Below are 24718 nucleotides of genomic sequence, written 5' to 3'. Positions count from 1 at the left end.
AAAAATAATGAGAGAGAGCGAGGCTAGGGACACGGCAATGCCTTGTCCCTACAGGCGATCCATCTCCATCGAGGTTTTAGAAAAATGGTACGATCTGAGGGTTTATATAAATTGACCCGAGGCGATCGCCTCGGGTCGAAAGTCGTTAGCTCGAACGATAAAAAATCACATCATGACACTACCATTAGTCTTTTTTCGGCTTGTAGGTAGAGGCGACGTGGAGTTCTTTAAGTTGGGGTTGGTCCACCTTCGCCGGGGCGCCCGTGAGTAAGCAACGGGCTTGTTGGGTTTTTGGAAATGCCATGACGTCGCGGATCGATTCTTCTGAGGCGAGGAGCATCACGAGACGGTCTAAACCGTAGGCGATACCGCCGTGAGGGGGGGTTCCGTAGTCAAAGGCATCGAGTAAGAAGCCGAATTTACTGCGGGCTTCTTCTTCGCTCAAACCGATCGCCTCGAACACTTTTTCCTGGATTTCGCGTTGGTAAATCCGCAAGCTGCCGCCGCCGATTTCCAAGCCGTTATACACCATGTCATAGGCCAAAGCCCGGGCGTTTTTGAGGTCGTCGAGGTCTTCCGGGTTGGGGGCGGTGAAGGGGTGGTGCAGGGCTTCGAGCCGTTTTTCGTCGGCGTTCCACTCGAACATCGGGAAGTCGGTGACCCAGAGTAAGTTAATTTTACTCTCGTCGATCAGGCCGAGTTGACGGGCGACGACTTGGCGGAGGCGATCGAGGGTTTTATTGACGGTGGCGGTGTCTCCGGCGCCGAAGAGTAACAGGTGTCCCGGTTGGGCGTCGGTGCGCGCGAGCAGTTCTTGTTTTTGTTCGGGGCTGAGGTTGTCGGCGATCGCCCCGATCGTGTCGATTTTACCGCCTTCGCGCACGCGAATGTAGGCGAGTCCCTTCGCTCCGGCTTCGCTCGCTTCTTTGAATAAGTCGCCGCCGGGTTTGATGCGGACGTTGGAGATCGCGTCGTTTCCGCCGGGGATCGGTAGGACTTTGACGATCCCACCTTGGGCGACGGCGCCGGAGAAGACTTTAAAACCGGAGTCTTTCACCAAGTCGGAGACATCGACCAATTCCAAGCCATAGCGGGTGTCCGGGCGATCGGTTCCGTAGCGGTCCATCGCCTCGGCGTAGGTGAGGCGGGGGAACGGACGGGGTAAGTCGATCCCGCGAACGGCTTTGAAGATATGACACATCAGGGCTTCGTTAACGTCGAGCATTTGCTCGATTTCGACGAAACTCATTTCGATATCGAGTTGGGTAAATTCGGGCTGGCGGTCGGCCCGCAGGTCTTCGTCGCGGAAGCAACGCGCGATCTGGTAGTAGCGATCGCACCCGGCGACCATCAGCAGTTGTTTGAACAGTTGCGGCGACTGGGGTAGGGCGAACCACTCGCCGGGGTTGACCCGGGAGGGAACTAGATAATCGCGGGCGCCTTCGGGGGTCGAACGGGTCAGCATCGGGGTTTCGACTTCGATAAAGTCCCATTCGTCTTCGAGGAAGCGACGCATCGCTTTAATCGTTTCGTGGCGAATCCGCAGGTTGCGGCTCATCCGTTCCCGGCGTAGGTCTAAATAACGGTATTTGAGGCGTAATTCTTCGCGAACGGCTTCGGTATCGGCGTTAGCCACCGGAAACGGCAGTTTTTTGTAGATACCATTGAGTAGTTCGACGCGATCGGCGTAAATTTCCACTTCCCCCGTGGGCAGTTTGGGGTTGAGCGAATCCTCGGGACGCCGGGAGATCCGTCCGGTAATTTTGACGACGTATTCGTTACGCATTTTTTCGCAATCGGCGTAAGAATCCGGGGTGCGTTCGGGGTCGCTGACGACTTGGACGATGCCGGAGCGATCGCGCAAATCCAAGAAAATCACGCCACCATGATCGCGACGACGGTCTACCCATCCACAAAGGGTGACAGTTTCTCCAATATGCTCGGGTCGGAGGTGGCCGCAGTAGTAAGTTCGCATGGTGGTCGATAGAAAATTCAGACTGAGTGGATTGACAAGTCAACGAGGTTGAGGTGTTGCCCGTGGGGGTCGCGTTCGCACGACGAGCGGGACAAACTTCTCAATTATCCGGCATGAGGGGGCATCCTGAGTAGACCCCCGTAAGATTGTGCGAAATCACAGGGAAAGGAGATGGTAACACAAAACAAACCGGGGTCAGAGCGATCGATGCTCTGACCCCGGTTTTGGCAATTGAGGCGACCGGAGATCCGGGCGCGGATTTTATTGCTTTTTGGAGGGATTGACGATCGAATTCCAGGCATCGGTGGCCATTTGACTGAGGCGATCGCCTAAATCCTTAATTTCTTTTTCGATCGCTTCCCAATTCTGGCGCGCGTCCATTTCCATCAGTTTGACGGTGTAGGCGATGCGATCGGGATCGAGGACTTTATCTTTTTCAATCGCTTCTCGCGCCTGTCCCACCGCTTTGAGATAGGCATCGGTGGTAAACTGGCTGGCCCCTTGGATTTCCACTTGAGCGCGTTTTTTAATCGCTTCAAACAGCGCCATCGTCTCTTTTTTCACCTGTTCGGTGGCATCCGGCATCTGTTCGTTCACCAGTTTGGCCGTCTCGGGGCTGACTTCGACTAAGGCGCTTTCCTTGGGCACGTTATTGGCTTCGTCTGTCATGTTTGTTGCTCCTGAATGGATATTTTTAACTTTTGAGGGGTTCGGGGAGCTATAAGTCCCGCGCTGTATGCGAAGCATCAGCGTCCGGATCCATGGACTCCTCTCGAACAGTCGATTCCCCACCCTACGGGAAGGACTAAGCCCTACGATGGGGATGAGACCAGCATTTATCAGCAGCTATAGTCTGTAGTAAATTATAGTCATGCTGACCGTGAACTACACCTACCGAATCTATCCAAATGTCGTACAGCAGACTGAACTGCGGTCGTGGCTTGAGACGTGCACAGGCGTATATAACTACGCTTTGCGCGAACTCAAAGACTGGATTGCTTCTCGTAAGTGTTCGGTAGACCGATGCTCGCTGGAGAAGGAATACATCATTCCTGCTGATGAGCCATTCCCGTCCTACCATCGTCAGCAGAACAACCTGCCCAAAGCAAAGAAGCAATTCCCGCATCTGGGTAAGGTACATTCTCAGGTGTTGCAGACCACGATTCGCAGACTGCACGATACCTGGGAAGCATTTTTGCAACGGGGACATGGGTTTCCACGTTTCAAAAAGTTCGGTCAATTCAAATCCTTTGTGTTTCCCCAATTCAAGAACAATCCCATCAATGGCTTCACAATCAAGCTGCCAAAAATTGGGGAAGTGCCCATCAACCTGCATCGCCCCTTCGCCCCCCTTTCAAAGGGGGGTTGGGGGGATACAGGTAAGGGTATTGTCGAGGGTACGGGGTACACAATGGTATGTTGTCGTCACGATTGAATCGGATATATCGGTTCCCGATGCTCCGGTTCACGGTCGGGCGATTGGGATTGACCTGGGATTGCAGCGATTCTTGACCGCTTCCGATGGCTCTTTCCAAGAACGCCCTAAGTTTTTCAAGTCGATGCAACGCAAGCTGAAATTGCTGCAACGCAGAGCAGCACGAAAACAGAAGGGTTCTCAAAACTGGGAGAAAGCACAAATCGAAGTGGCTAGAATGCACCATCGCATTGCCAATCGTCGTAAAGATTTCCATCTGAAGACGGCTCATCAGCTTTGCGACCGGGCGCAAACTATCTTTGCAGAAGATCTCAACGTCAAAAGCTTGACGCGAGGAATGCTGCGAAAAGATTGTGTTGATGCTGCTTTCGGGCAGTTCTTGTCTCTGACGGAATGGGTGTGTTGGAAGCGAGGAGTCTACTTTGCCAAAGTCAATCCCAACGGCACCAGTCAAACCTGCCCCAACTGCCTTGCTACGGTGAGCAAAGGGTTGGAAGTCAGAGAGCATCATTGTCCTGAGTGTGGGTATCGAACGCATCGCGATCGTGCCGCAGCAGAGATGGTTTTGGATCGTGGACTAGAAAACGTAGTAACCCAGGGACTCTGGGGAACGGAAACCGCCTGTCAAGTCGGTCTGTCGGGGGTCTATGACCTAGATAAGTGGCGCGGGGCAGGAATACCCAATCGCGAGGTTGGGAAGCCCGCGCTGTAATCTTTGATTCAGTGTCGGGAGGATGTCACATTCGTTAGAATAGGGAGGTTTACGAGAAAATACGGAAGAAAATTAGGGGCGATCGCCTCCGATCGCATTTTCCTCAAGTGTTTTCCTCAAGTGCTTTCCATTGTATCGAGTGCCTTGGAGGTCGGCAGGCAGAAAACGCCCCCACTCAGGTACGGTTTCACTCACTGCCGGAATAGGAGCGGGGCGATCGGCTGTTTTTTGTTAGCCCTTATTTGTTAGCCCTTAACAGTATGGGTTGAGGTCTTGCGTGGAGCGCCCCTGGAATCGACAACCCAGCTAGAATTCGGCGTTCACTCATGCAAGAATTCATTACAGCAATTCGCGCTGTCATGAGGTACAAGAGGCAAAGATCCCCCCAACCCTCCTTAAAAACGGGGGCAGTGAAAGTCCCCCTTTTTAAGGGGGATTTAGGGGGATCGAAATGTACCGCCCAACAGCGAAAACTGCTGTATTTTTCACAAAATAACAGTCTTGCCACAATTAAATCTTAAATAGCACAATAACTGTCACATATATATATCTGTCGAGAAATTGTCAACAAAACACAATCCTCCGAAACCGTTAGGAGTCAATCTCCTGGCAACCAACAGCCATTGCCATTGACAAAAGATTAAAGCTTAAGATAAAACTCAATAAAATACTCACAGCCTCGACACCTTCGATTCGACGATCGCCTCGCGATCGACAAACCTATTTAATTTTCAATTCTTGTTCGCGAAAAACATCTATATTTCATGATGTTGTTTAAAACAATTGAGTCCTTCGACTGACAAGCTTTTTACCTTATTCAAAAACTAATTACCAGTAGAATAATGATATCTTACTTACGAAAATGCCTCTTCGTTCTAGGCGACAAAAAGAAATACTTAGTTCCCCTGACTTTTTCTTTTCTATTTGTTTCCTTGATGGAAGTTTTCGGGATTGGCTTAATCGGGCCATTTTTATCCCTTGCGACTCAACCGGAGATCGTTAAAACCAATTCATTTTTAAGTATTTTATACGCTCGGTCTGGATTACCTTCCGAAAGTCAGTTTATCGCCTGTATCGGAATATTTATTATCCTGATTTTTATCTTCAAGTCGATTATTAGTTGGAACGCACAAACCTATGTCTTTATTTTTAGCTTCCAACTCAAAGGCGAGTTAGCGAATAAGTTAATGAACGCCTATTTGAACGCACCATACACCTTTCATTTATCTAGGAATAGTGCAACTCTAATCCAGAGCATTACCAACTATACCTATACGTTTGGTCATGCTATTTTAATTCCTCTGCTCAATTCCATTGCCAACGTCATTGTTATTTTATCTTTAACCCTGTTGTTATGCGCCACTAACTTAATGGCCATTGTTGCGATTTTAGCGCTTCTTCTTCCTTGCTGGTTGCTGTTTGCTTATTCAAAAAACAAATTAAGCTACTGGGGACAAGAAGTTCATGAAGCGAACGAATCGATGATTAGAATCATCAATCATGGATTGGGAGGAATCAAAGAAACAAAAGTTATTGGATGCAGTTCTTACTTTGAAAACCAACTCAAAACCCAAACGGATAAATATGAAAAAGCGAGCGGCTCCTTTTTTGGCTTTAAACTATTACCCCGGATTATTGTTGAAACTTTTTTAGTTATTTTTCTAGTTGGCTTTATCTCTCTGTTTTTATTGCTAGATCAAGACGTCCAGCAATTGACTGCCATTTTAAGTATTTTTGCAGTAGCTTCCATTCGTTTAATTCCGGCCATCAGCAACTTGATGGGGGCAATTAGTACCTTAAGAAATTCGGATTATGTCCTTAAAAAACTTTATTTAGATTTAAAAGAATTGGAGGCTTCTGAAGAGAATCTAAAAGAGGTTTACGGAAAGCATTCGGATAAATTTGAAGCCGTCTCGAAGTCAACAGGATTAGTTCTGGCGGATCTTCCAGAGTCGATCGAACCTCTGGAGATAAAAGATAGCATCGAAATCGAAGATATCTTTTATCATTATCCCAACATTTCAGAATCTGCGATCGCTGGAATTTCCTTTGACATTAAAAAAGGCGAATCGATCGCATTAATTGGCAAATCCGGCGCCGGAAAAACAACGTTAGTCGATATTATTTTAGGGCTACTCATTCCTCAAGATGGAGATATAAAAGTCGATCGCCACTCGATCTATGAAAATTTGGCAAATTGGCGTCAATCGATCGGATATATCCCACAATCAATTTTTCTCATTGACGATACATTAGCCAGAAATATTGCTTTCGGAGTGAGTGACGATCGCATCGACGAACATCGATTGCAACAAGCTATAGATGCCGCTCAATTGCGCGAGTTAGTTGACGAACTCCCAGAAGGATTGCAAACGGAAGTGGGGGAAAGAGGAGTCCGCTTATCAGGCGGTCAGCGTCAGCGTGTGGGGATTGCTAGAGCACTTTATCACGAACGAGAAGTGTTAGTTTTAGATGAAGCGACGGCGGCATTAGACAATGAAACAGAAAGTCTAATTTCTGAGGCAATTAATGCACTCAGTGGCACGAAAACCATGATTATTATCGCCCATCGTCTGACCACGGTTAAAGACTGCGATCGCATTTATACGTTAGAAAAAGGTAAAATTGTCAAATGTGGCACCTATGAAGAAGTGGTTCTCGGTGAAGAAAGCCACTCAGATTAGGTGATTTTGTGAAATTGGATAAATTGGGGACGGCGATCGCAGTTTTTTGATGATTTGCCATCGGTGTATTTACATTGAATTGGGAAAGGATTTTTGACCATGAACAAATCGCTTCGCCTTACTGGAATCGATTTGTGTAGGGGGTTTGCACTCTACGGAGTGATCCTCCTCCATTCAGATGAAGGACTGAGTGAAACGCCTACTGGGTGGAATGATATTATCCATGTTGTAGAATTCGCCGTCCCCTTTTTCTTGGCCACTTCTTTTTACTTATCCGTTAATAAATTATGGTCGGGGGGAAGTTACAAGCTTTCGTCTCGGTTGAACCGTCTGGTTATCCCTTATGTCGCGTGGACGCTGATTTACGTAACTTATAAATTTTTAAAATTTATTATCGATCGCGACCCCAATCATATTGAAGAAGTTTTAAAAGATCCGACCGGAACAATTTTTTTAGGTACGGCAGGGTTTCATCTTTATTTTTTACCTCTTGTGGTCGTCGGATCTATATTGATTAAACTTTTAGACGATCGCATCAAATCTCATTTTTTCAATCTTAAAAAAGCATCTTTTTTATTCCTGATTTCAATAGCTTTATATCAGTTAACGATCGCCTCCGGAAATGCCTACAGCCTGGAGAGTCAAGCTGCTTTTCAGAGTTTATTGAATTACCAAAACTTTGGTATTTTAGCTCAACCGATTCGAGTTTTATTTGTTTTTTTATTTTGGTCTCTTCGATGCCTGGTTTATATTACGATCGCCCTTGTCGTCTCGCAGTTGAACCCACACCTCGCCCCTTACTTTAGGAATCGAGAAAACTGGTGGGCGATCGCCTTTATCGGTGCTTTTTTCATCCTCGGTTTGTCCGGTGAAAGCGTTCCAGAATCGATCCGCGAAGTCTTCCTGGGATATAGTGCATTGGGAACGGGAATCTGCTTATCTCCTTTCCTCAAAGACGATCGCCACATTTTAAAACATTTGGGGATTTGTTCTTTTGGGATTTATCTGATCCACCTGCTGATTTTAGATGTTTTTCAGATTACTATTTATCGGCTTCCGGGTTTAAATCTTGCTAGTTTACAGCAGAGTATTATTTATTTTCTACTCTTGTCGCTATCCGTGTTATTACTGGGTTGGGCGATCGCCGACCGACTCATGCAGAATCGATGGGTATCAAAAATTCTCTTTGGGACAAGGTAATCTATAGCATTTTCCTCTGCTATGCAAGACATTTAGATCCCCCTAAATCCCCCTTAAAAAGGGGGACTTTCCGCAATCCCCCCTTCGCCCCCCTTTGAAAGGGGGGTTGGGGGGATAGGGGGATCGGTACTGTACCTCATAAGACGCCCGAGTGCTGTATCGCTCTTCTCAAATGATGAACATTTTACATCTGAGTACCTCCGACCTCGAAGGCGGCGCCGCTCGTGCCGCCTATCGCCTCCATCAAGGATTGAACGACGGCGGCATTTCTTCGCAAATGTTAGTCCGAGCGAAACGGAGTATCGATTGCTCCGTCATTGCCGAAAAATCCTTACTCACGAAGGTCGGACCCTTATCAAATAGTCTGCCTTTAAAATTGTATCCTCGACGAGGAAAAAAACTATTTTTTTCTCAATGGTTTCCCGATAATCTTGCTAAAAAAGTTCGAGAAATTAATCCAGACCTCATCCACCTACACTGGGTTTGTAATGGTTTTGTTCGTATAGAAACTCTCTCCAATTTTTCCAAACCAATGGTGTGGACGTTACATGATATGTGGCCGTTTACGGGGGGATGTAACTATAGTGAAAGCTGCGATCTCTATACCGATACCTGTGGAAACTGCCCCCAACTCAATAGCGATCGCTCCTTTGATTTATCCCGATCGATTTGGCAAAGAAAACAGAGATCGTGGCAAAACATCGATCTGACCGTTGTCAGTCCCAGCATCTGGTTGGCGGAATGCGCGCGATCGAGTTCTCTGTTTCAATCGCGATCGATTCACGTGATTCCTCATGGCTTAGATCTGACAAAATACAAACCGATCGATCGCCACATTGCTAGAGAAATTCTGAATTTACCGGACGATCGCACCCTGATTTTATTTGGCGCTTCTCCCGGGACAACCAAATCTTCGAGAAAAGGATTTCACCTGTTACGTGAAGCACTCGCCAGCCTCCGCGAGGTCCACGGTTCCGATACCATCGAACTCGCTCTTTTGGGAGCCTTAAAACCGCCCAATCCTGAAAATTTTGGCTTTCCCACTCATTATCTCGGACAAGTTCACGATGACGTGACCCTGGCGATGATTTATTCGGCGGTTGACGTGACCGTGGTTCCCTCTTTACAAGAAGCATTCGGACAAATGGCGACAGAATCTTTAGCCTGTGGAACCCCTGTAGTGACCTTTAATGCTACGGGGTTAAAAGATATTGTCGAACATCAACAAAATGGCTATCTCGTTAAACCCTTTGACAGTGACGACCTCGCCCGAGGGATCGCTTGGGTTCTCGACGATCGCGATCGCCATCGACAGTTAAAAATAGCGGCGAGAGCCAAGGCAGAACGAGAATTTTCTTTAGAATTACAAGCCTCTCGCTACGTCGATCTATTTACGGAAATTTTAGAACGAAACACGACCGAAAACTAATGGATCTCGCCCCTTCAAAAACGTCATCGATCGCGCCACGCTCCCGGGATTCGCACGAGGGCAGTAAGTACATCCAAACATTCTATACAAAAATTTGGTTTGAGAGCCCCAACCTTGTAATATAAAATCATCTCCGTCTCTCAACCTTCCCCCACCTCCGAAGCGAACCGATGTTGCAACCGATCTTCGAGACCTGCGAACCGAGGGGATGAAAACCCTGATTCGCGAAGTATTTGGCCGTTTGAGCCGCCAGGGGATCGGCTCCCCGGTGATTCGCTTAGAAAGTCAATCTCAGATCCACCGAATTTAGGACGATCGCAGTGAATTCGTCTCAAATATTGCTCTAATGGGCAGAAATTCAGTGAAATCACCTAGCACGTTGACTGACACGTCCTCGGTCGGGGGCTGCCGGGGCTTAAAGGGGTCGAGAACCCCCGATCCGATCGGCGATCGTCGAAGCTGGATCGCCGTCGAACTTGCAATCCTCATTGGCGCCGTATCTCTTACCGGGCAAAGGTTATAGTCCCTATAGAAAAGCTGGCGACGGGGGCAGATCTTTCCCCGATTGCTTTTGTAAAGATTGTGTAAATCCACCTCGAAAACTCTTGCAATTTCCAACCGATTAATGGCATACTCTCAGTAGATTTTCGGAAATCCCATAATAAAACTCATTTAATTTATTCCACCCAGATCGATTGATGCCCTATCGGTCACCCAAGAGAGTTGCGGCTTCGAGATTGATTCCTTGAGGCGAATGCAGTCTTTTTGGGGAGGTTGGGGCGATCGAATCTTCAGGGAAAATGCATCTTTAATAATAAATCGTCGAAGGAAAAATGTTGGCTTTTTTGCAGCCATCGAGTCTGTAGCAATTTTCTATTGATTCAGCTCTCGATCGCTCTGTGGAATTCCCTTGAAAAAGGGATTCATACTTGCCTTTCTAGGTCGTCAGTCACAGCCTATCGATGGTGATGGCGATGGCGATCGCGATTCTGGATCTAGAGTTTCTCAATCCAATCAATTACAAAGAATCTCTCTAAATTCCCTGGTTACGGGGGAGTTCGGGAGATGTAAGCTCTATTTCGCTCAATTGAACTCAATTGAGGCGAAAAAGCTTAAGCAATCGGCACAATTAAAACAATTTTAAAGCGTTGTCGATCGTGGAGTGCGATCGTTCGTAGTGCTTTTCATGAGATTGATGGTTGCAGACCGTCAATGCCATTCAACCTTTAGCTTTTTACTCCTTTTGCTTGCTTGTTGTTTTAAACAATTGGAGGACAACTCCATTGAAAATAGCTTTTATTAACCAACCGTGGAGTGTGGTCAGTCCTCCGGTTCAAAATGCAGATTCAGTAGCGACCTGGACCTATGAAGTGTCCAGTCGTCTGAGCAAAGATTGCGCGATCGTCAGCTATTGCAAACAGCACAAATCGCAAGCAAAATGTGAAACGTATCGAGGAATTGAATATCGCAGAATCTCTCTAATTCCCGATCGCATCTTCCTCAAGATCTTGCGGGAACTCTCAAAAATTGTGCCGATTTCTCCCTCTCCTTTATTTAATTCTACGCTTTACCATTTTTGGTATATCTTGGCGATCGCCTTCGATCTCCGACGACAACACTGCGATCTCGTTCACATTCACAATTTGTCTCATTTCGTTCCCATCGTTCGGGCGTTTAATCCGAAGATTAAAATTGTTTTACACATGCATTCCGAGTGGTTGACGCAATTGCAGCCGACGACGATCGCTCGCCGCCTCCGAAAAACCGATGCCATCCTCGGATGTAGCGAACACGTCACCGACAAAGTCCGCCAAAAATTCCCCGCTTTTGCGTCTCGATGTCATACGGTTTTTAATGGAGTCGATCTCGACCGCTTTCGTCCCCCCGAAAAACCGCGCGATCGCCTCCCTAAAACCTTAATATTTGTCGGGCGAATTTCACCGGAGAAAGGCGTACACGTCCTTTTAGAAGCTTTCCGTCAAGTAGCCGAACACGATCGAGAAGTTACCCTTCAAATCGTCGGTCCTAAAGGATCTACTCCCCGGGAGTTTATTGTCGATTTGAGTGACGATCCCGAAGTCCAAAAGTTGGATATATTTTATGAGAAAAATTATGCAACTTATTTAGATAGTCTCATTACTCAAAAAATTCACGATCGCGTTTCTTTTCCCGGGTCGGTTCCCCACTCTCACTTAGCCGAATTTTACCGGGAAAGTGACATTCTCATTAACCCTTCACTCACGGAAGCTTTCGGGATGAGTTTAATCGAAGCAATGGCTACAGAACTTCCCGCGATCGTGACGCGAATCGGAGGAATGCCAGAAGTGATTGAAGAAGGGAAAACAGGTTTATTTTGTCACGCTGGCAATCCCGATTCTCTCGCGGCAGCGATTCTGAAATTACTGGAAGACGATCTCCTGCGAACCTCGATGGGGACGGCGGGACGAGAACGAGTTCTCAAGTTATTTTCTTGGGATCGCGTCAGCGAACGGGTTTGGAATGTTTATCAAAATCTCCAACAAAAAAATGACTAATTCATTCCGATTTAAATGGTCATTAAAAACTCTAGCACGCCAATTTAATCAGTCCTTGATGAATCGGAGTGTCAGCCCGTATTTAGCCACCCGATTAAACCGTTCGGCGATCGTTTTTGCGCCCCATCAAGACGATGAAACCCTCGGCTGTGGGGGAACGATCGCCCGTAAAAAACAAGCGCAAGCCGAGCTAGAAATCGTATTCATGACCGATGGGGCGCGATCGCATTCTAAATTTATCGCCGAAGCGGAACTCAAAGCCATTCGCAAACAAGAAGCCCTCGCCGCTACTGCGATTCTCGGCGTTCCCGAACGGGATCTTATCTTTCTCGACATTCGCGATGGAAGTTTACAACATTGTCGAGAGCTGGCGGGCGATCGCGTTAAAGAAATTTTAGGCGATCGCCGACCGCAAGAAATTTTTATTCCCTACTCCGGCGATACGCCGCCCGACCATTACGCCACCAATCAAATCGTGCGAAAAGCACTAGAAGATCTGGATTTCAAGGCGGCGATTTACGAATATCCCATTTGGTTCTGGCGTCATTGGCCGTGGACGAGTTTCGTGGGCAACCGACAAGAAAAATTAGACGTTTTAAGCAGTACCTGGAAAGCCCAGTTTGGCTTAAAACTAGCGCGAGAATTTCGATATGCAATCGATATTAGTGAGGTTTTAGAAACGAAAAAGAAGGCGTTAAATTGCTATCGCTCTCAAATGGTGCGGTTGACCTGCGATCGCTGGCCGATTTTGGCCGATGTTTCTAACGGTGAATTTTTAGAGTGTTTTTTGCAAAATCGAGAGTTTTTCTATCTACAACCCTCAGCGCGATCGCCTCAAAATCGGCAATGGCGATTCGGACACAAAGCCATTCGCTCCCCGGCCATGCAAGGGGTGAAATTTTAACTCAAAACCGAGTCAAAACCGAGTCAAAACCGTGTTAAATCTACTCAAGTCCCAACCCTCGCAGCCTCCTCCAACGCCAACCCTAGGCCAGATCGGCGATCGCGCCGCGACCGATTCCTTTACCGATTGCCGTCCTTCCGGGAAAGTCATTGGCACTTTGAGTCCGGGTGGGGTGCGGCGTCTCGGCGCCGATGTTGAAAAACGGATCGGCATCGATAACGGTGCCTTGCGCCTACAACCGTTGATTACCCCCGGTTGGGGCAAACAGGGAATTGCTTACGGCCCGTACCCTCGCCGCAACGGCTTGACCTTTGTCGCTTTCGTCCTCAACGGACACAACACTTCTGAAAGTAGTCTGCTCGAAACCCTGCGCCAACGGCTGCGGCGTTGGTGGCTCGGAAGTGAGGCAGAAAATCCTCACAAGCGGTTGTGGCGATGGCTGACGAGTTCTCACAAACGCGGGATGTTCAGACGGCTGTTGACTTGGATTCGCAGTACGCCGCGCTTCTCGAAATACGTTCCCTTACCTCGAATTGAGGAAAATTTCGCGATCGGGTGGTTTCCCAGCGCCATTCCTGGCAATCCTCCGATGGAAGGCAATGCGGCGATCGTGCGGGCGACGGGGGCGGATAATGGGGAACTGTTGGTGCGCGTGGGCGATCGCTGCGCGCCCCTCTTTCAGGGTTTGCAAAACCTCCAAATTTACTATGCGATCGTCCTGCGCGAACGCGGCGCCGCCTACTATGCCGCTTCTCTTCCCCAGGCGCGAGGGTTGGGAAGCTATCCCGAGATGCGTCCGTTGGCGATCGACCCGTTCGATCGCACCCCCAATCTCTATGCGGCGATTTATCAAAGCGTTCTCGGTCAAATTGGCTTCCGCGTGGACACTCGCGTTTATGGGGTGCAGGTGCAATCCGTGCCGGAATTCGAGCAGTGGTACGGCAGCGCTCGTGGGGCCGATCGCCTCGTCGGCGAGGGGGAATTAGACGGCTCTCCCGCCGAAATCGGAGGCGATTGGAGCGTTTGCACGGGCGCTTGTCAACGGACGCCGACGGGGACGATCGCCGTCGCTGCCGACTCTCTGGCGTTACTCGATCCCCAGGTGCCTTGCGGGCTACTGCATACCGAGATCGCGACCGGGGCGCGACCGGGAACCTCGGCGCTGGTGTGGCGCGCGCGCGATCGCGAGAACTTTTGGGCCTTGTGGTTGTCCGGCGATCGCTGGGAGGTCGGCATTCGAGAGGGCGGTCTCTGGCACCCGGTGGCACGGAGCGATCGCCCGGTTCTCACGTCGAATACCGTTCATTCCGTGCAGATCCTCGACGACGGCGATCGCTTCCAGGCACTCCTCGACGGTCAACCCCTCTTTGACGGGGATCTGGGCGATCGCCGGGGATCCGACGCCACCGGAATTGGCATCGGTTTTCTCGACCCCCACGGGAACCAGTTTCGCGCCTTGGAAGCCCATCCGCGATCGGTTGCGATCCCCGCCAGTCAAGACTTGGGCGCCCCTTGGATGGCGACAGGTTCCGAGCTGATTTTAGCCGATGAGTTTGAAGGCGAACCCCTAGAACTCTCCCAAACCCAAACGGCGATCGGGGGTCAGTCCTGGCGCTTGGAAATGGGGCGCGGGGCGATCGAACGCACGGGGAACGGCAGCGCTCGCGTCCGCGCCACGGCCCAACAGCCGAATTGCGATCGCACGGCGTATACTCTCCCCTGGGCATTTCCCGAGTTAGCGGACGTCCAGGTTGAAATTACGCCCCCCGGTAGCGATCGCGGACAGGGGGAAAACGGGCGCGCGGGGCTGATTTTTTGGCAGGATGCCGACAACTACATCATCGTCAGCACTTGGCTCGAAGACGGCTACGGTGGCGCCTCGATTTCCTCATTTTTTCATCTCGATGGATTTGAAGAATTGTATGACGCCGTATGGACCAACGTCGGCAAACGGGTGTATTGGGGGATTCCCTACACCTTGCGCGTCGTTTTCGACGGCAACAATTACCTGACATTTGTCAACGAAGAACCCGTATTGTATCGCGCACTCAGCGATGTTTATCCCCGTATTTCTCGCCTATCTATTCATCGAGTTGGGATAGTCGCCAATTGGGAATGGGGAAACGATACCGGGAGCTATTTTAAGCACTTTACCGCTAAAGCTAACACTCACGGAGTGAATGGAGGTCAACGATGAAGCTCCAAACTGCATTAAAAACATCGAGCGTCCCACTGCTGAAGTTTGTACCCCTTCAAATTCTTGAAAAGTTGTACGAGTTACCATCGAACCGATGGGCCGATCGCCTCGTCCGGGCCAGTTTGCGCGATCGCAATGTCACCCTGACTCACGGCGTCGGCAAAGGATTGAAATTTAACGGGGGAAATTCCAACCCCGACTATGCATTTGGCACTTACGAATTGCCCGTTCAAAATGTTTTAGCTCGCTATTTACAACCGGGAGATATTTTTTACGATATCGGTGCCAATTTCGGATTTTTTACGGCGATCGCCGCCCGTTTGGTCGGTCCTTCCGGGCGAGTCTACGCCTTCGAGCCAGAATGGCACAATACACGGCGAATTCGAGTCAATCTCGAACTCAACCATCTAAGCAATGTTTCCGTATTAGAAAAAGCCGTATCTTGCAAAAGTGGCACCGGAAAACTCCTGTTGACCCACTATCCCGGCGGACATACTTTATCTACGGTCGTGGCTCCTCCAGATGTTACGGCGACAATGGCCATCGAAACGATCGCCATCGACGACGCGATCGAAAATTTAGAGATCGATCCTCCCACCCTCGTCAAAATTGATGTCGAAGGAGCCGAACTCGACGTGCTTTATGGAATGGCGGACACCCTCAAAATCTTTCGACCGATCGTGATTTACGAAATTGACGACGAACGACAAGAAGGGGTTTTAGAAAAGCGGTGCGTCCTCGATGATTTTGTCAGTCATTTTAACTATGAAATCTTGACCCTCGAAGCCGCTTATCCGGGATTGAAATGGCAAGTCGCTCACGCGATCGCTCTCCCCAAATAGAGCGAGAATCTAGCAAGTCTCTCTCTCACGAGAAGATGTTATAAAACCGAAAACCTTGTTCGATCTTCCGCGAGAGCAAATCTCTCTTTTTATCCTCGATTATCACGAGTTAAAACAAATTTAAAGTTGACCAAAAGGGTGTTTTATTGCGCTTTTTTGGTCGATTCGATCGATTGCAGAAAAAGCATTGTTTTTTATGAATTGAAGCGATCGCTGGAAAGAGCGCGATCGTAATCATCCCGTTTCAAAAGATCCAAAATTCCACCAATTAATAACCGGAAATAAAACATGCGAAGCGTGAATAATCACTTCCCGCAGGTCTCGATTGGCCTGCCCGTTTATAATGGCGAAAAATTCCTCAGACAAACATTAGATTCCCTAATAGAGCAAACCTTTGAAAATTTCGAGATTGTTATTTCAGATAATGCCTCTACCGATGCAACCGAGCAAATTTGTCGAGAATATGCCGCCAAAGATGTTCGGATTCGCTATTATCGAAATCCAGAAAATATCGGAGCAGCACCGAACTACAACCGCGTTTTTAAATTAGCCCGAGGTCTATATTTTAAATGGGCAGCTCATGACGACCTCTGTACTCCTTACTATCTCGAACGTTGCGTCGAAATTCTCGATCGCCATCCTTCCGTCGTCCTCTGTTATACCGGAGTTATGTTTATCGACGAGCAAGAGCAATCCATCCGACAATCATCCCACCTTCTAGAGTTAAATTTCCCCACCGCCAACCAACGTTTTAAGCACTATCAAGAACTAATTTTTCCTCGCAAACATTTTCGCAAAAAAGGCAAGATATCTACGTCACGGACTCAAGCAATATCTAATACATCCACCAAAAGCGACCATCCAGGAGGCGATCGCTGGACGCCCATTTTCGGTTTAATCCGAACGGATATTTTGAAAAAAACTGCTTTAATTGCTAGTTATGTCAATTCAGACATGATTCTGCTCGGAGAACTCGCCCTCTACGGTGAATTTTACGAAATTTCCGAACCTTTGTTTTTGTACCGAGACCACCGACAGGCGTCCGGTCGAAACCATCAGGGATATTATGACTATAATGTCTGGTTCGATCCTCAGAATAAAGGAAAATTGATGTTATGTTTGTGGACCTGGTTTTTTAAATATTTAGCGGCGATCGCCCGAGTTAAAATGGGAGCGTTTGACAAGCTCGCCTGTTACTTACAAATGGGACGGTGGTTGGGCTGGATGTGGAAACGACTCGTTAAAGAACTGGCGATCAATCTCGCTTATCTTTTAAACATCCATAGTATTTCTCTTGGAGGATTCAAAAAAACTTTGCCGACCCAGTGGTAAAAAAACAGGCGATCGCGCAGTTTTCTCAAGAACCAGAGCTGCGCGAGCTTCGCTCCGTCGCTTCAAAAAATAGCAAGTTCAAAACCGATCGCGGCGATCGCTCCCTTGAGTCATGTCACCTGCAAGATCTCCAGATATTTGTTAACCGCATAATCTAGAGAAAATTGCTCCAGCCAATCGGGAGCGATCGCCCGCGACGATCCCGATAAAACTGTTAAAATTGCCTCCGCCATTGCCTGGGGATTTCCAACAGGAATGAGAAGCCCATATTCACCCTCTTTCAAAATTTCCGACGGGCCACTCTTGCAATCGGTCGAAACCACCGGAATTCCAACCGCCATCGCTTCGATCAACACATTCGGTAACCCTTCCCACGCCGAAGAAAGAACGAAAACAGTCGATCGTTTCATATACGCATAAGGATTGGCAACATGATCCGGGAGAGCGACATCTTCTTGTAATCCCAATTCTTCTACCAATGCTTCCAACTGCGATCGATCCGGTCCCCACCCGAGAATCATCAGGCGGGCCGCAGTGCGTTCTCGAACCCGCGCAAAGGCACGAATTAAAGTAGGAAAATCTTTTTGCGCTTGCAATTTTCCTACCGCTAAAATCACCGGGGGTTGTCCCGGTTCGAACCAAGGATGATTCAAAGTTTCTTCTGCTTTAATCCCCAAATCAGGGGTAATTGTCGGATTGTAAATCACCTGAATTTTTTCTAATGGCAAACCGCACACCCGCGATAAATCTTCAGCGACTCCACGAGAGACCGTTACCACCCCATCCGCCAATGGGTATAAATAGCGCACGAACCAGGGAATCGCTCGTTTTTTCCATGCCTTTGACTGACCGACATCGAGAGAAAGTTGATTCGCCTCGCGCACCACCACTCGGGTGTCAACCCGTGCGAAATACTTGGCGGCGATCGCGATCTCGTTTGTATAATGCAGCGTAGATAACAACGCTGGCGGTCTGACTCGTCGCAGATAACCCACGAGTGCGGGAAGACTCGACGACAATTTTCGAGCCTTCAAATCCACGATGTTCACCTCTGGCGGGACTTGCCATAAGTGCGGACTCCCGGTATTTGCCAAAACCAGATCGACGTTCAAACCGCGATTGACGAACCCTGTGGTCAGATTGAGGATGACCCGCTCCGCTCCCCCCCCACCGAGGAACCCCAAAAAACAGGCTACATCCGTTGAAACTCGCGTTGAAGAAAAATTTTTTTTCATCTTTTTAGAGAAAATATGCAATTTTAATCGAGGGTAAAAGGTTCTGCAATACAAGCATCGTTTCAAGTCATATATTTACAAAAAGAGACAAATGAGAGCAAAAACTTATTGTCATTTCCTCGAAACATCGTTTATGGTTGTAGCGGCTTAACATCTGTTTGTGCTTAACTCAAGTTGGCGATCGCACTTCATTATGCACGGGCAGACACTCAAATCGCACGAGCTTCGACCTTCGGAATTTGCCCGCGCTTTTTAAAGCAGCCTACGGCGGCAATGGCTCGCTCGTCAAAGCGAACGTGATTTAGATCGTTACAAAATTTGTAAAATATCCATTTTTGACTCCCCGTAATTTACTGTGGGGAGTCAAACCGTACTCAGGTAAAAATTGAAATTTTCAATTTATCGAACCCCAGGAATAATATCATGGAACTCAAAATCAAAATTCCTTCCAAAGAATCAAGAAAATTAGAACAAATTTACGAACACTACGCATTAGAGAAACAACTCGCCTTGCGGTTGTTAAACTCTAAGAAAGAAGAACGAAAAGAGCTGTACACTCAGCTTTACGACGAACTTTATCAAACTATTACCCATCATCCCCGATGGACCCGCAAGTCAAATGCTGAAACTACGGCTTGGATTGTCGAACGTCGTCTGGAATTATTGCAATTTTTCCTAAAAGACGACATCACTTATTTAGAAATTGGCCCGGGAGATTGTAGCTTGGCGATCGCCGTTTCGCAAAAAGTTGCAAAAGTCTATGCTGTCGATGTTGCGACCGAAGTCGCCAAACACATTGATTTTCCCCAAAACGTCGAATTTATCGTCTCCGATGGTTGTAGCATACCCGTTCCTCCCAATAGCGTCGATCTGGCTTACAGTCATCAACTCATGGAGCATTTACATCCAGAAGATGCTCTCGAACAACTGCAAAACATTTACAATGCTTTAACCCCGAATGGTCAATATATTTGCATTACCCCCAACCGACTCTCTGGACCTCATGATATTTCCAAATATTTTGAAGAACTTGCTACTGGATTCCATTTAAAAGAATATACGGTGAGCGAGCTTTATCAGCTTTTTCATAATGTCGGGTTTAACAAAATTTTTTGGATTAAAAACCAGAAAAATTTAATCGTAAAAATCCCTCTTCAATGGTGGAGTTTACCCCTGATTCGTCTTGCAGAAATGGCTTTACAGATCCTTCCTTTTTCATGGAGAAATAAAATTGCCAATACCCCTTTACTCTTTAGAGGAATGACCATCGTAGGGATCAAGTAATAAAACCTCCAAGAACAGGGAATCTCAGAGAGAAAAAGTACGCAGTCGGCAGTAACGTCAAAATCATGAATTTGATGATGTTCGATCTTTCGGTTAGAGGTCATCATCCCAGCTACATTCAATATTTAATTCAATATTGGGATGAAAATACTTTACCCGGTCGTTTAGATATCGTAGTCTCCCGGAGATTTGTTGTAGAACATGCCGACGTTTTGGAATATGCCGATCGCTGCTCCAGCAAAAATATTGCTTTTGTAACAATTTCAGCCGTAGAAGAAGCTCTTTTAAGTTCGCGTAAGTCGCGCTTAAAAAGAGCATTTCGATTCTTCCAAGAATGGCAAATTTTGTGTCGCTACGCCAAAGCATTAAAAGCAACCCATTGTCTAGTTTTGTATTTCGACACTTACCAAATCCCGTTACTCTTCGGCCTGACAGCTCCCTGTTCTTTTTCCGGAATTTATTTTAGACCGACTTTTCATTACGATCGCCTGACTCAGGCTCGCTCTTCTGAAGGCGATCGACTTCAAAAATGGCGGGAAATATTTTCGATCTCTCGGGTTTTGAAACATCCACAACTCAAAATGCTATTTTGCCTCGATCCCTTTGCTGTCGATTTTGTAAAAGAACGATATAACACCGATCGTATCTGTCATTTACCCGATCCAATTTTACCTATTCTTACTGAACGAGAACGCAGTCAAAGTCTGAAAAAAGCATTAAACATAGAAGAAAAAAGAACGGTATTTTTAATGTTCGGATCTCTGACGGAAAGGAAAGGAATTTATCAACTTCTTGACGCCATTGCCAGCTTAAGTGATGAATGGTGCGATCGCCTTTGTTTGCTTTTAGTTGGAGAGTCGAGAATTTCCAAACAAATTGACGAACAAATTGCTAAAATTTCTCAAATTAAGCCGATTCAAGCGATCGCGCGCTATCAATTTATTTCCGATTCAGAAATTCCAGATTATTTTCAAATCAGTGACGTAATTTTAGCGCCCTATCAACGTCACGTCGGTATGAGCGGGATTTTACTATGGGCTGCAACAGCGAACAAACCCATTTTAAGTTCGGATTACGGACTGATGGGAGAAATGGTCACTCGTTACGGTTTGGGATTGACTGTAGACTCCAGCAGTCCCGAGGAAATCGCGCAAGGGTTGATGGAATGTTTAAGTCAGCCTAGATCCAGTTTAGGCGATCGCGCCAAAATGAAACAGTTTGTCGAACACAATTCAGTCAATCGTTTTACTCAAACCATTTTTAATTCATTGAAGGATCTTTAAGAAAAATGATCGACTCCAGTTTTCAAAATTTTTTATGGTTCTTAAGACGACCTAAAATGTATCCGGAAATGATTCGGAGACTAGGCCGAAAAATTGGTTCGATTTTTGGATTAGAACGAGAGCAACGCACGTCAGAAGCTCGATGGAGAATCAAAGAAAAAACCAGAAACTGGTGTGCTTTAAAAGCCGTAGATACAGAAACCGCAATCTTGAAAATAACCGGAAAAATTCCCACAGTTAAGTTTTCCGAAAAATTCAAGGATTTAATCGAAGAACAGCAGAAATTAATCGAGTCTATTCCGAACCGAATGGGAGGACAAGGAAATTTAGAAATTATTTATCAATTAGCAGAGTATGTCCGAGCAACACGGGCGATCGAAACGGGGGTTTCTTATGGTTGGTCATCCCTGACGCTTTTACTGTCTTTAAACGAAAGAGAAGGATCTCAACTGGTCAGTACCGATTTACCATATTTTTCTGAACATAGCGAATCTTACGTCGGTTGTGTAGTTCCCGATCGCCTCAAATCCATTTGGACAATTCTCCCTTATGCCGATCGCGAAGCCTTAATCGATGCCTTAAAAATCTTACCTCAAATCGATCTGTGTCACTACGACAGCGATAAGTTTTATCAGGGGAAAATGTGGGCTTACCCCCTGCTATGGCAAGCTCTCAAACCCGGAGGTATTTTTATTGCCGACGATATCGACGATGATTTTGCCTTTCGCGATTTCTGTGAGGAGATCGACCGCCCACCTTGGATTGTTGAAACCCCCTTTACAAACGACATCAAATATGTTGGGATTTTGGTGAAATAATCAGCGAGGAAAGCCGCAAACACGTCCAATGGAAAACCCTCGTATTGCTTGGCTGCTCACCTCTGCCTTCTACTACTGGCATCCGATGCTGGCCGCCCTCACCCGACGCTTTGGAGATCTGAAAGCGTATGCCGCCAATTGGCGGGGCTACGCGGCGGGATTTGAAAATAGTTTTGCCGTCGAAATCGTCGGTCGGCGAAAAGTGATTCCAATCCTCAAAGGATCGACAGGATACGGAATTAACTTTACTTACCTTCCCCTCAATATTGTCAGCCGTTTATTGGAATTTAAACCCCATATTATCTTTTCCAATTCCTTCGGGATTTGGACGCTTTTAGCCTTAGCGTTCAAACCGATCGCGCGCTGGCGAGTGGTCATTGCTTACGAGGGCAGTTCCCCGAGTGTAGACTGTCGCAATTCACCGCTAAGATTGGCCGTGCGGCGATCGATGGTCAAGACTGCCGATGCTTGTATTACCAACTCTCTAGCGGGAAAAATTTATTTAACTGAGGTGTTAAAGGCTCCGGAAGATCGGGTTTTCGTCCATCCTTACGAAGTTCCGGCGATCGCCTCTTTCACTCAAACTAATTCTGAAGGCCAGACACCAGAAAAAATCAAACCAATTTTCCTTTTTGTCGGCAGTTTAATCCCGCGTAAAGGCATCGATTTATTATTAGATGCTTGCGCGGTCTTGGCCGAACGGGGCATCGATCGCTACACCTTGCAAATTGTCGGCGATGGCAACGATCGCCCGGGCTTAGAACAATTTTGTCAGGAAAAAGGATTGAGCGATCGCGTCGAGTGGATCGGTCGGGTAGACTATAGCGAATTAGGCGCCTATTTCCAACAAGCCGACGTCTTTGTTTTGCCAACCTTGGAGGATACTTGGGGCGTCGTCGTCAGCGAAGCGATGTTATTAGGAAAACCTGTATTGTGTTCCCAATGGGCCGGGGCTTCGGAGTTGATCGAACACGGCGAAAATGGCTGGATTTGCGACCCGCGCGATCGCCAAACCCTCGCCAATTTACTCGCTCAGATCGTTGACAACCCGCAACTGGCGATCGAGATGGGCGATCGGGCGCGCGCCACCATGCAGCGTTATACCCCCGAAGCTGCCGCCGATTTTCTCGCCGATGTCGTCGAGCGTGTCAATGCAGCATACTGAATTTTACGGATCGCGCGCGATCGCCGCTCCTAATTTCAGTAATTTCCGCAATTCCCGACCGTTTCACCCCGTACGGGCGATCGATGGCATGTTTTGCCGCGATCGCCCCTCCCCCGATCGATCGCCCGAGGACTCTCCATGAGCTTGAAAATTTTAATTTCTGCGTACGCCTACCGACCGGACAAAGGTTCCGAACCCGCCATTAGCTGGAATCTCGTGCGTGAATTAGTTAAATTTCATCAAATTTGGGTCATCACCCGCGAAAATAACCGCGAAGCCGTCGAAAGCTCTTTAAAAGAGCGTCCAATTAACGGTTTGACCGTCATTTACTGTCGCCTCCCCCATTGGCTCGAAGCGCTCAATCGCAACCAGCGCATCGTGCAAGTTCACTATTATTTATGGCAAATTGCCGCGTATTTTCAGGGAAAACACTTACACGACGCCATCCCATTCGATCTCGTCCATCACGTCACTTACGTCAAATACTGGGGTCCGAGTTTTCTAGCCTTATTGCCGATTCCGTTTATTTGGGGTCCGGTCGGTGGGGGCGAGTCGGCACCGAAATCCTTTTGGCGAGATTTCGGAAAACGGGGCAAAATTTACGAAATTCTGCGCGATTTAGGGCGATCGCTCGGCGAACGGGATCCCTTTGTCCGCATCACTGCCCGCCGTTCGGTATTAGCCCGAGCAACGACGGAAGACACCGCAGCACGTTTGCGTGTTTTGGGGGCGCCTCGGGTAGAAGTGCTTTCTCAGTTGGGCTTGTCCGATCTCGAACTCGATCGCCTCGGTCGCTGTCCGGTGTCGGATTCGGGAACCATCCGCTTTCTCAGTATCGGTCGCCTGTTGCATTGGAAAGGATTTCATTTGGGATTGCGCGCCTTTGCGGCGGCAGACTTACCGGAAAATACGGAATATTGGATCGTGGGGGACGGTCCGGAACGCGATCGCCTCGCCGCTTTGGCGACTGAATTGGGAATCGGCGATCGCGTCACCTTTTGGGGAGCTTTGGGACGAGACGAAACCTTAGACAAACTTGGCGACTGTGTGGCGTTGGTTCACCCGAGTTTGCACGAGTCCGGCGGTTTGGTCTGTTTGGAAGCCATGGCGGCGCGCCGTCCGGTGTTGTGCTTGCAACTCGGCGGTCCGGGGCTACAGGTGACCCCAGAAACGGGGATCGCCGTACCTGCAGAAACACCGGAACGAGCGGTCACAGATTTAGCCGAGGCAATGAGCTGCGTGGCGGGCGATCGCGCTTTGAGGTTGCAAATGGGAGAAACCGCAAGGCAACGGGCGATCGCGGAGTTTAGCTGGTCGGCGAAAGTCCGAGCCTTAGCCCAGTTATACGATCGCCTGGCTCTTTCTCAACCAGAAGTAGCCAATCGCTAAGTAAATCCACTTAAAACCTTGTAACCTTTGTCAGGCGGTCATTTTGGCCGTCTATTTTTTGGGTCTTCCATCTCCAGCAATACCGATCGGCGAAAAAGATTCCCGATCGCCGCTTCGCGCAGTTGTATAGATAATCGAGCGATCGCCGAGTACCTCCGGGTTTGTACTGAGGGGCGATCGCCCCCGTTCGCATAACCGAGAGCGGATCGCGATTTTTGCTGGTTTTTAAATCATAAACAAATCTTTGGGATCGCTGTTTTCATCGATTCTCAGTCAGTTTCAGCTCTTTGACGCTCGATT

At 47.9% G+C, this 24718-nt stretch carries 19 protein-coding genes; 16 read left to right on the top strand and 3 right to left on the bottom strand.

Annotated features, from left to right (window positions below; translation table 11 throughout):
* Positions 1–184: 184 nt before the first annotated feature.
* Positions 185–1975, bottom strand: a complete 1791-nt coding sequence (aspS, locus tag HCG48_RS19010) for an aspartate--tRNA ligase (protein ID WP_168570564.1) — start codon at positions 1973–1975, stop codon at positions 185–187.
* 261 nt (positions 1976–2236) lie between these two features.
* Entirely contained in the window at positions 2237–2644 is a 408-nt protein-coding gene (locus HCG48_RS19005; RefSeq protein ID WP_168570563.1) for a hypothetical protein, read from the bottom strand.
* Between the two features lie 202 nt (positions 2645–2846).
* Here HCG48_RS19005 and HCG48_RS26195 point away from each other — a divergent pair, with 202 nt between their 5' ends.
* The 10 genes from HCG48_RS26195 (at position 2847) to HCG48_RS18960 (ending at position 17244) form a co-directional block, all read left to right on the top strand.
* On the top strand, positions 2847–3410 hold the full coding sequence (locus HCG48_RS26195) for an RNA-guided endonuclease InsQ/TnpB family protein (protein ID WP_246259633.1): 564 nt from the start codon (positions 2847–2849) through the stop codon (positions 3408–3410).
* On the top strand, positions 3364–4122 hold the full coding sequence (locus HCG48_RS26190) for an RNA-guided endonuclease InsQ/TnpB family protein (RefSeq protein WP_246259631.1): 759 nt from the start codon (positions 3364–3366) through the stop codon (positions 4120–4122). Before HCG48_RS26195 ends, HCG48_RS26190 begins: the two co-directional genes overlap by 47 nt.
* Positions 4123–5057: 935 nt before the next feature.
* Complete coding sequence (locus tag HCG48_RS18995) at positions 5058–6806, top strand: ABC transporter ATP-binding protein (protein ID WP_320415744.1); 1749 nt, start codon at positions 5058–5060, stop codon at positions 6804–6806.
* A 99-nt stretch (positions 6807–6905) separates the two neighbouring features.
* The gene (locus HCG48_RS18990; RefSeq protein WP_168570561.1) at positions 6906–8006 is read left to right on the top strand and encodes an acyltransferase family protein; all 1101 of its coding nucleotides are present in this window, start codon (positions 6906–6908) and stop codon (positions 8004–8006) included.
* A gap of 172 nt (positions 8007–8178) precedes the next feature.
* Positions 8179–9435, top strand: coding sequence for a glycosyltransferase family 4 protein (locus HCG48_RS18985; RefSeq protein ID WP_445974471.1), 1257 nt, complete (start codon positions 8179–8181; stop codon positions 9433–9435).
* Positions 9436–10718: 1283 nt separating this feature from the next.
* Positions 10719–11969 carry a glycosyltransferase family 4 protein gene (locus HCG48_RS18980; RefSeq protein ID WP_168570560.1) on the top strand — a complete coding sequence of 417 codons (1251 nt, stop codon included), beginning with the start codon at positions 10719–10721 and terminating at the stop codon, positions 11967–11969.
* Positions 11962–12873: a PIG-L deacetylase family protein gene (locus tag HCG48_RS18975; protein ID WP_168570559.1), complete on the top strand. Its 912-nt coding sequence runs from the start codon at positions 11962–11964 to the stop codon at positions 12871–12873. Before HCG48_RS18980 ends, HCG48_RS18975 begins: the two co-directional genes overlap by 8 nt.
* Before the next feature lie 31 nt (positions 12874–12904).
* Positions 12905–15070, top strand: a complete 2166-nt coding sequence (locus HCG48_RS18970; protein WP_246259630.1) for a nucleotide-binding protein — start codon at positions 12905–12907, stop codon at positions 15068–15070.
* Positions 15067–15912, top strand: coding sequence for an FkbM family methyltransferase (locus HCG48_RS18965; RefSeq protein ID WP_168570558.1), 846 nt, complete (start codon positions 15067–15069; stop codon positions 15910–15912). Before HCG48_RS18970 ends, HCG48_RS18965 begins: the two co-directional genes overlap by 4 nt.
* Positions 15913–16200: 288 nt before the next feature.
* A complete protein-coding gene (locus HCG48_RS18960) occupies positions 16201–17244 on the top strand; it encodes a glycosyltransferase family 2 protein (protein WP_168570557.1) in 1044 nt (347 codons plus the stop codon).
* A gap of 110 nt (positions 17245–17354) precedes the next feature.
* Here the strand turns inward: HCG48_RS18960 and HCG48_RS18955 are convergent, their stop codons facing one another.
* The gene (locus tag HCG48_RS18955; RefSeq protein WP_168570556.1) at positions 17355–18479 is read right to left on the bottom strand and encodes a glycosyltransferase; all 1125 of its coding nucleotides are present in this window, start codon (positions 18477–18479) and stop codon (positions 17355–17357) included.
* 423 nt (positions 18480–18902) lie between these two features.
* On the opposite strand from HCG48_RS18955, the gene HCG48_RS18950 reads away from it, so the two are divergent.
* From HCG48_RS18950 to HCG48_RS18925, 6 genes are all read left to right on the top strand, one after another.
* Entirely contained in the window at positions 18903–19763 is an 861-nt protein-coding gene (locus HCG48_RS18950) for a class I SAM-dependent methyltransferase (protein ID WP_168570555.1), read from the top strand.
* 65 nt (positions 19764–19828) lie between these two features.
* On the top strand, positions 19829–21046 hold the full coding sequence (locus HCG48_RS18945; protein WP_246259628.1) for a glycosyltransferase family 4 protein: 1218 nt from the start codon (positions 19829–19831) through the stop codon (positions 21044–21046).
* Between the two features lie 68 nt (positions 21047–21114).
* A complete protein-coding gene (locus tag HCG48_RS18940; RefSeq protein WP_210437084.1) occupies positions 21115–21864 on the top strand; it encodes a class I SAM-dependent methyltransferase in 750 nt (249 codons plus the stop codon).
* Positions 21865–21892: 28 nt separating this feature from the next.
* On the top strand, positions 21893–23029 hold the full coding sequence (locus HCG48_RS18935; protein WP_168570553.1) for a glycosyltransferase family 4 protein: 1137 nt from the start codon (positions 21893–21895) through the stop codon (positions 23027–23029).
* Complete coding sequence (locus HCG48_RS18930; protein ID WP_168570552.1) at positions 23016–23171, top strand: hypothetical protein; 156 nt, start codon at positions 23016–23018, stop codon at positions 23169–23171. The genes HCG48_RS18935 and HCG48_RS18930 overlap by 14 nt, the downstream gene beginning before the upstream one ends.
* Entirely contained in the window at positions 23168–24418 is a 1251-nt protein-coding gene (locus tag HCG48_RS18925) for a glycosyltransferase family 4 protein (protein WP_168570551.1), read from the top strand. The genes HCG48_RS18930 and HCG48_RS18925 overlap by 4 nt, the downstream gene beginning before the upstream one ends.
* Positions 24419–24718: the final 300 nt, after the last annotated feature.

This window comes from Oxynema aestuarii AP17 (assembly GCF_012295525.1).
Lineage (GTDB): Bacteria > Cyanobacteriota > Cyanobacteriia > Cyanobacteriales > Laspinemataceae > Oxynema > Oxynema aestuarii.
Note: the sequence above shows the minus strand (reverse complement) of the source record. Positions and strands in the feature narration are given on the sequence as shown.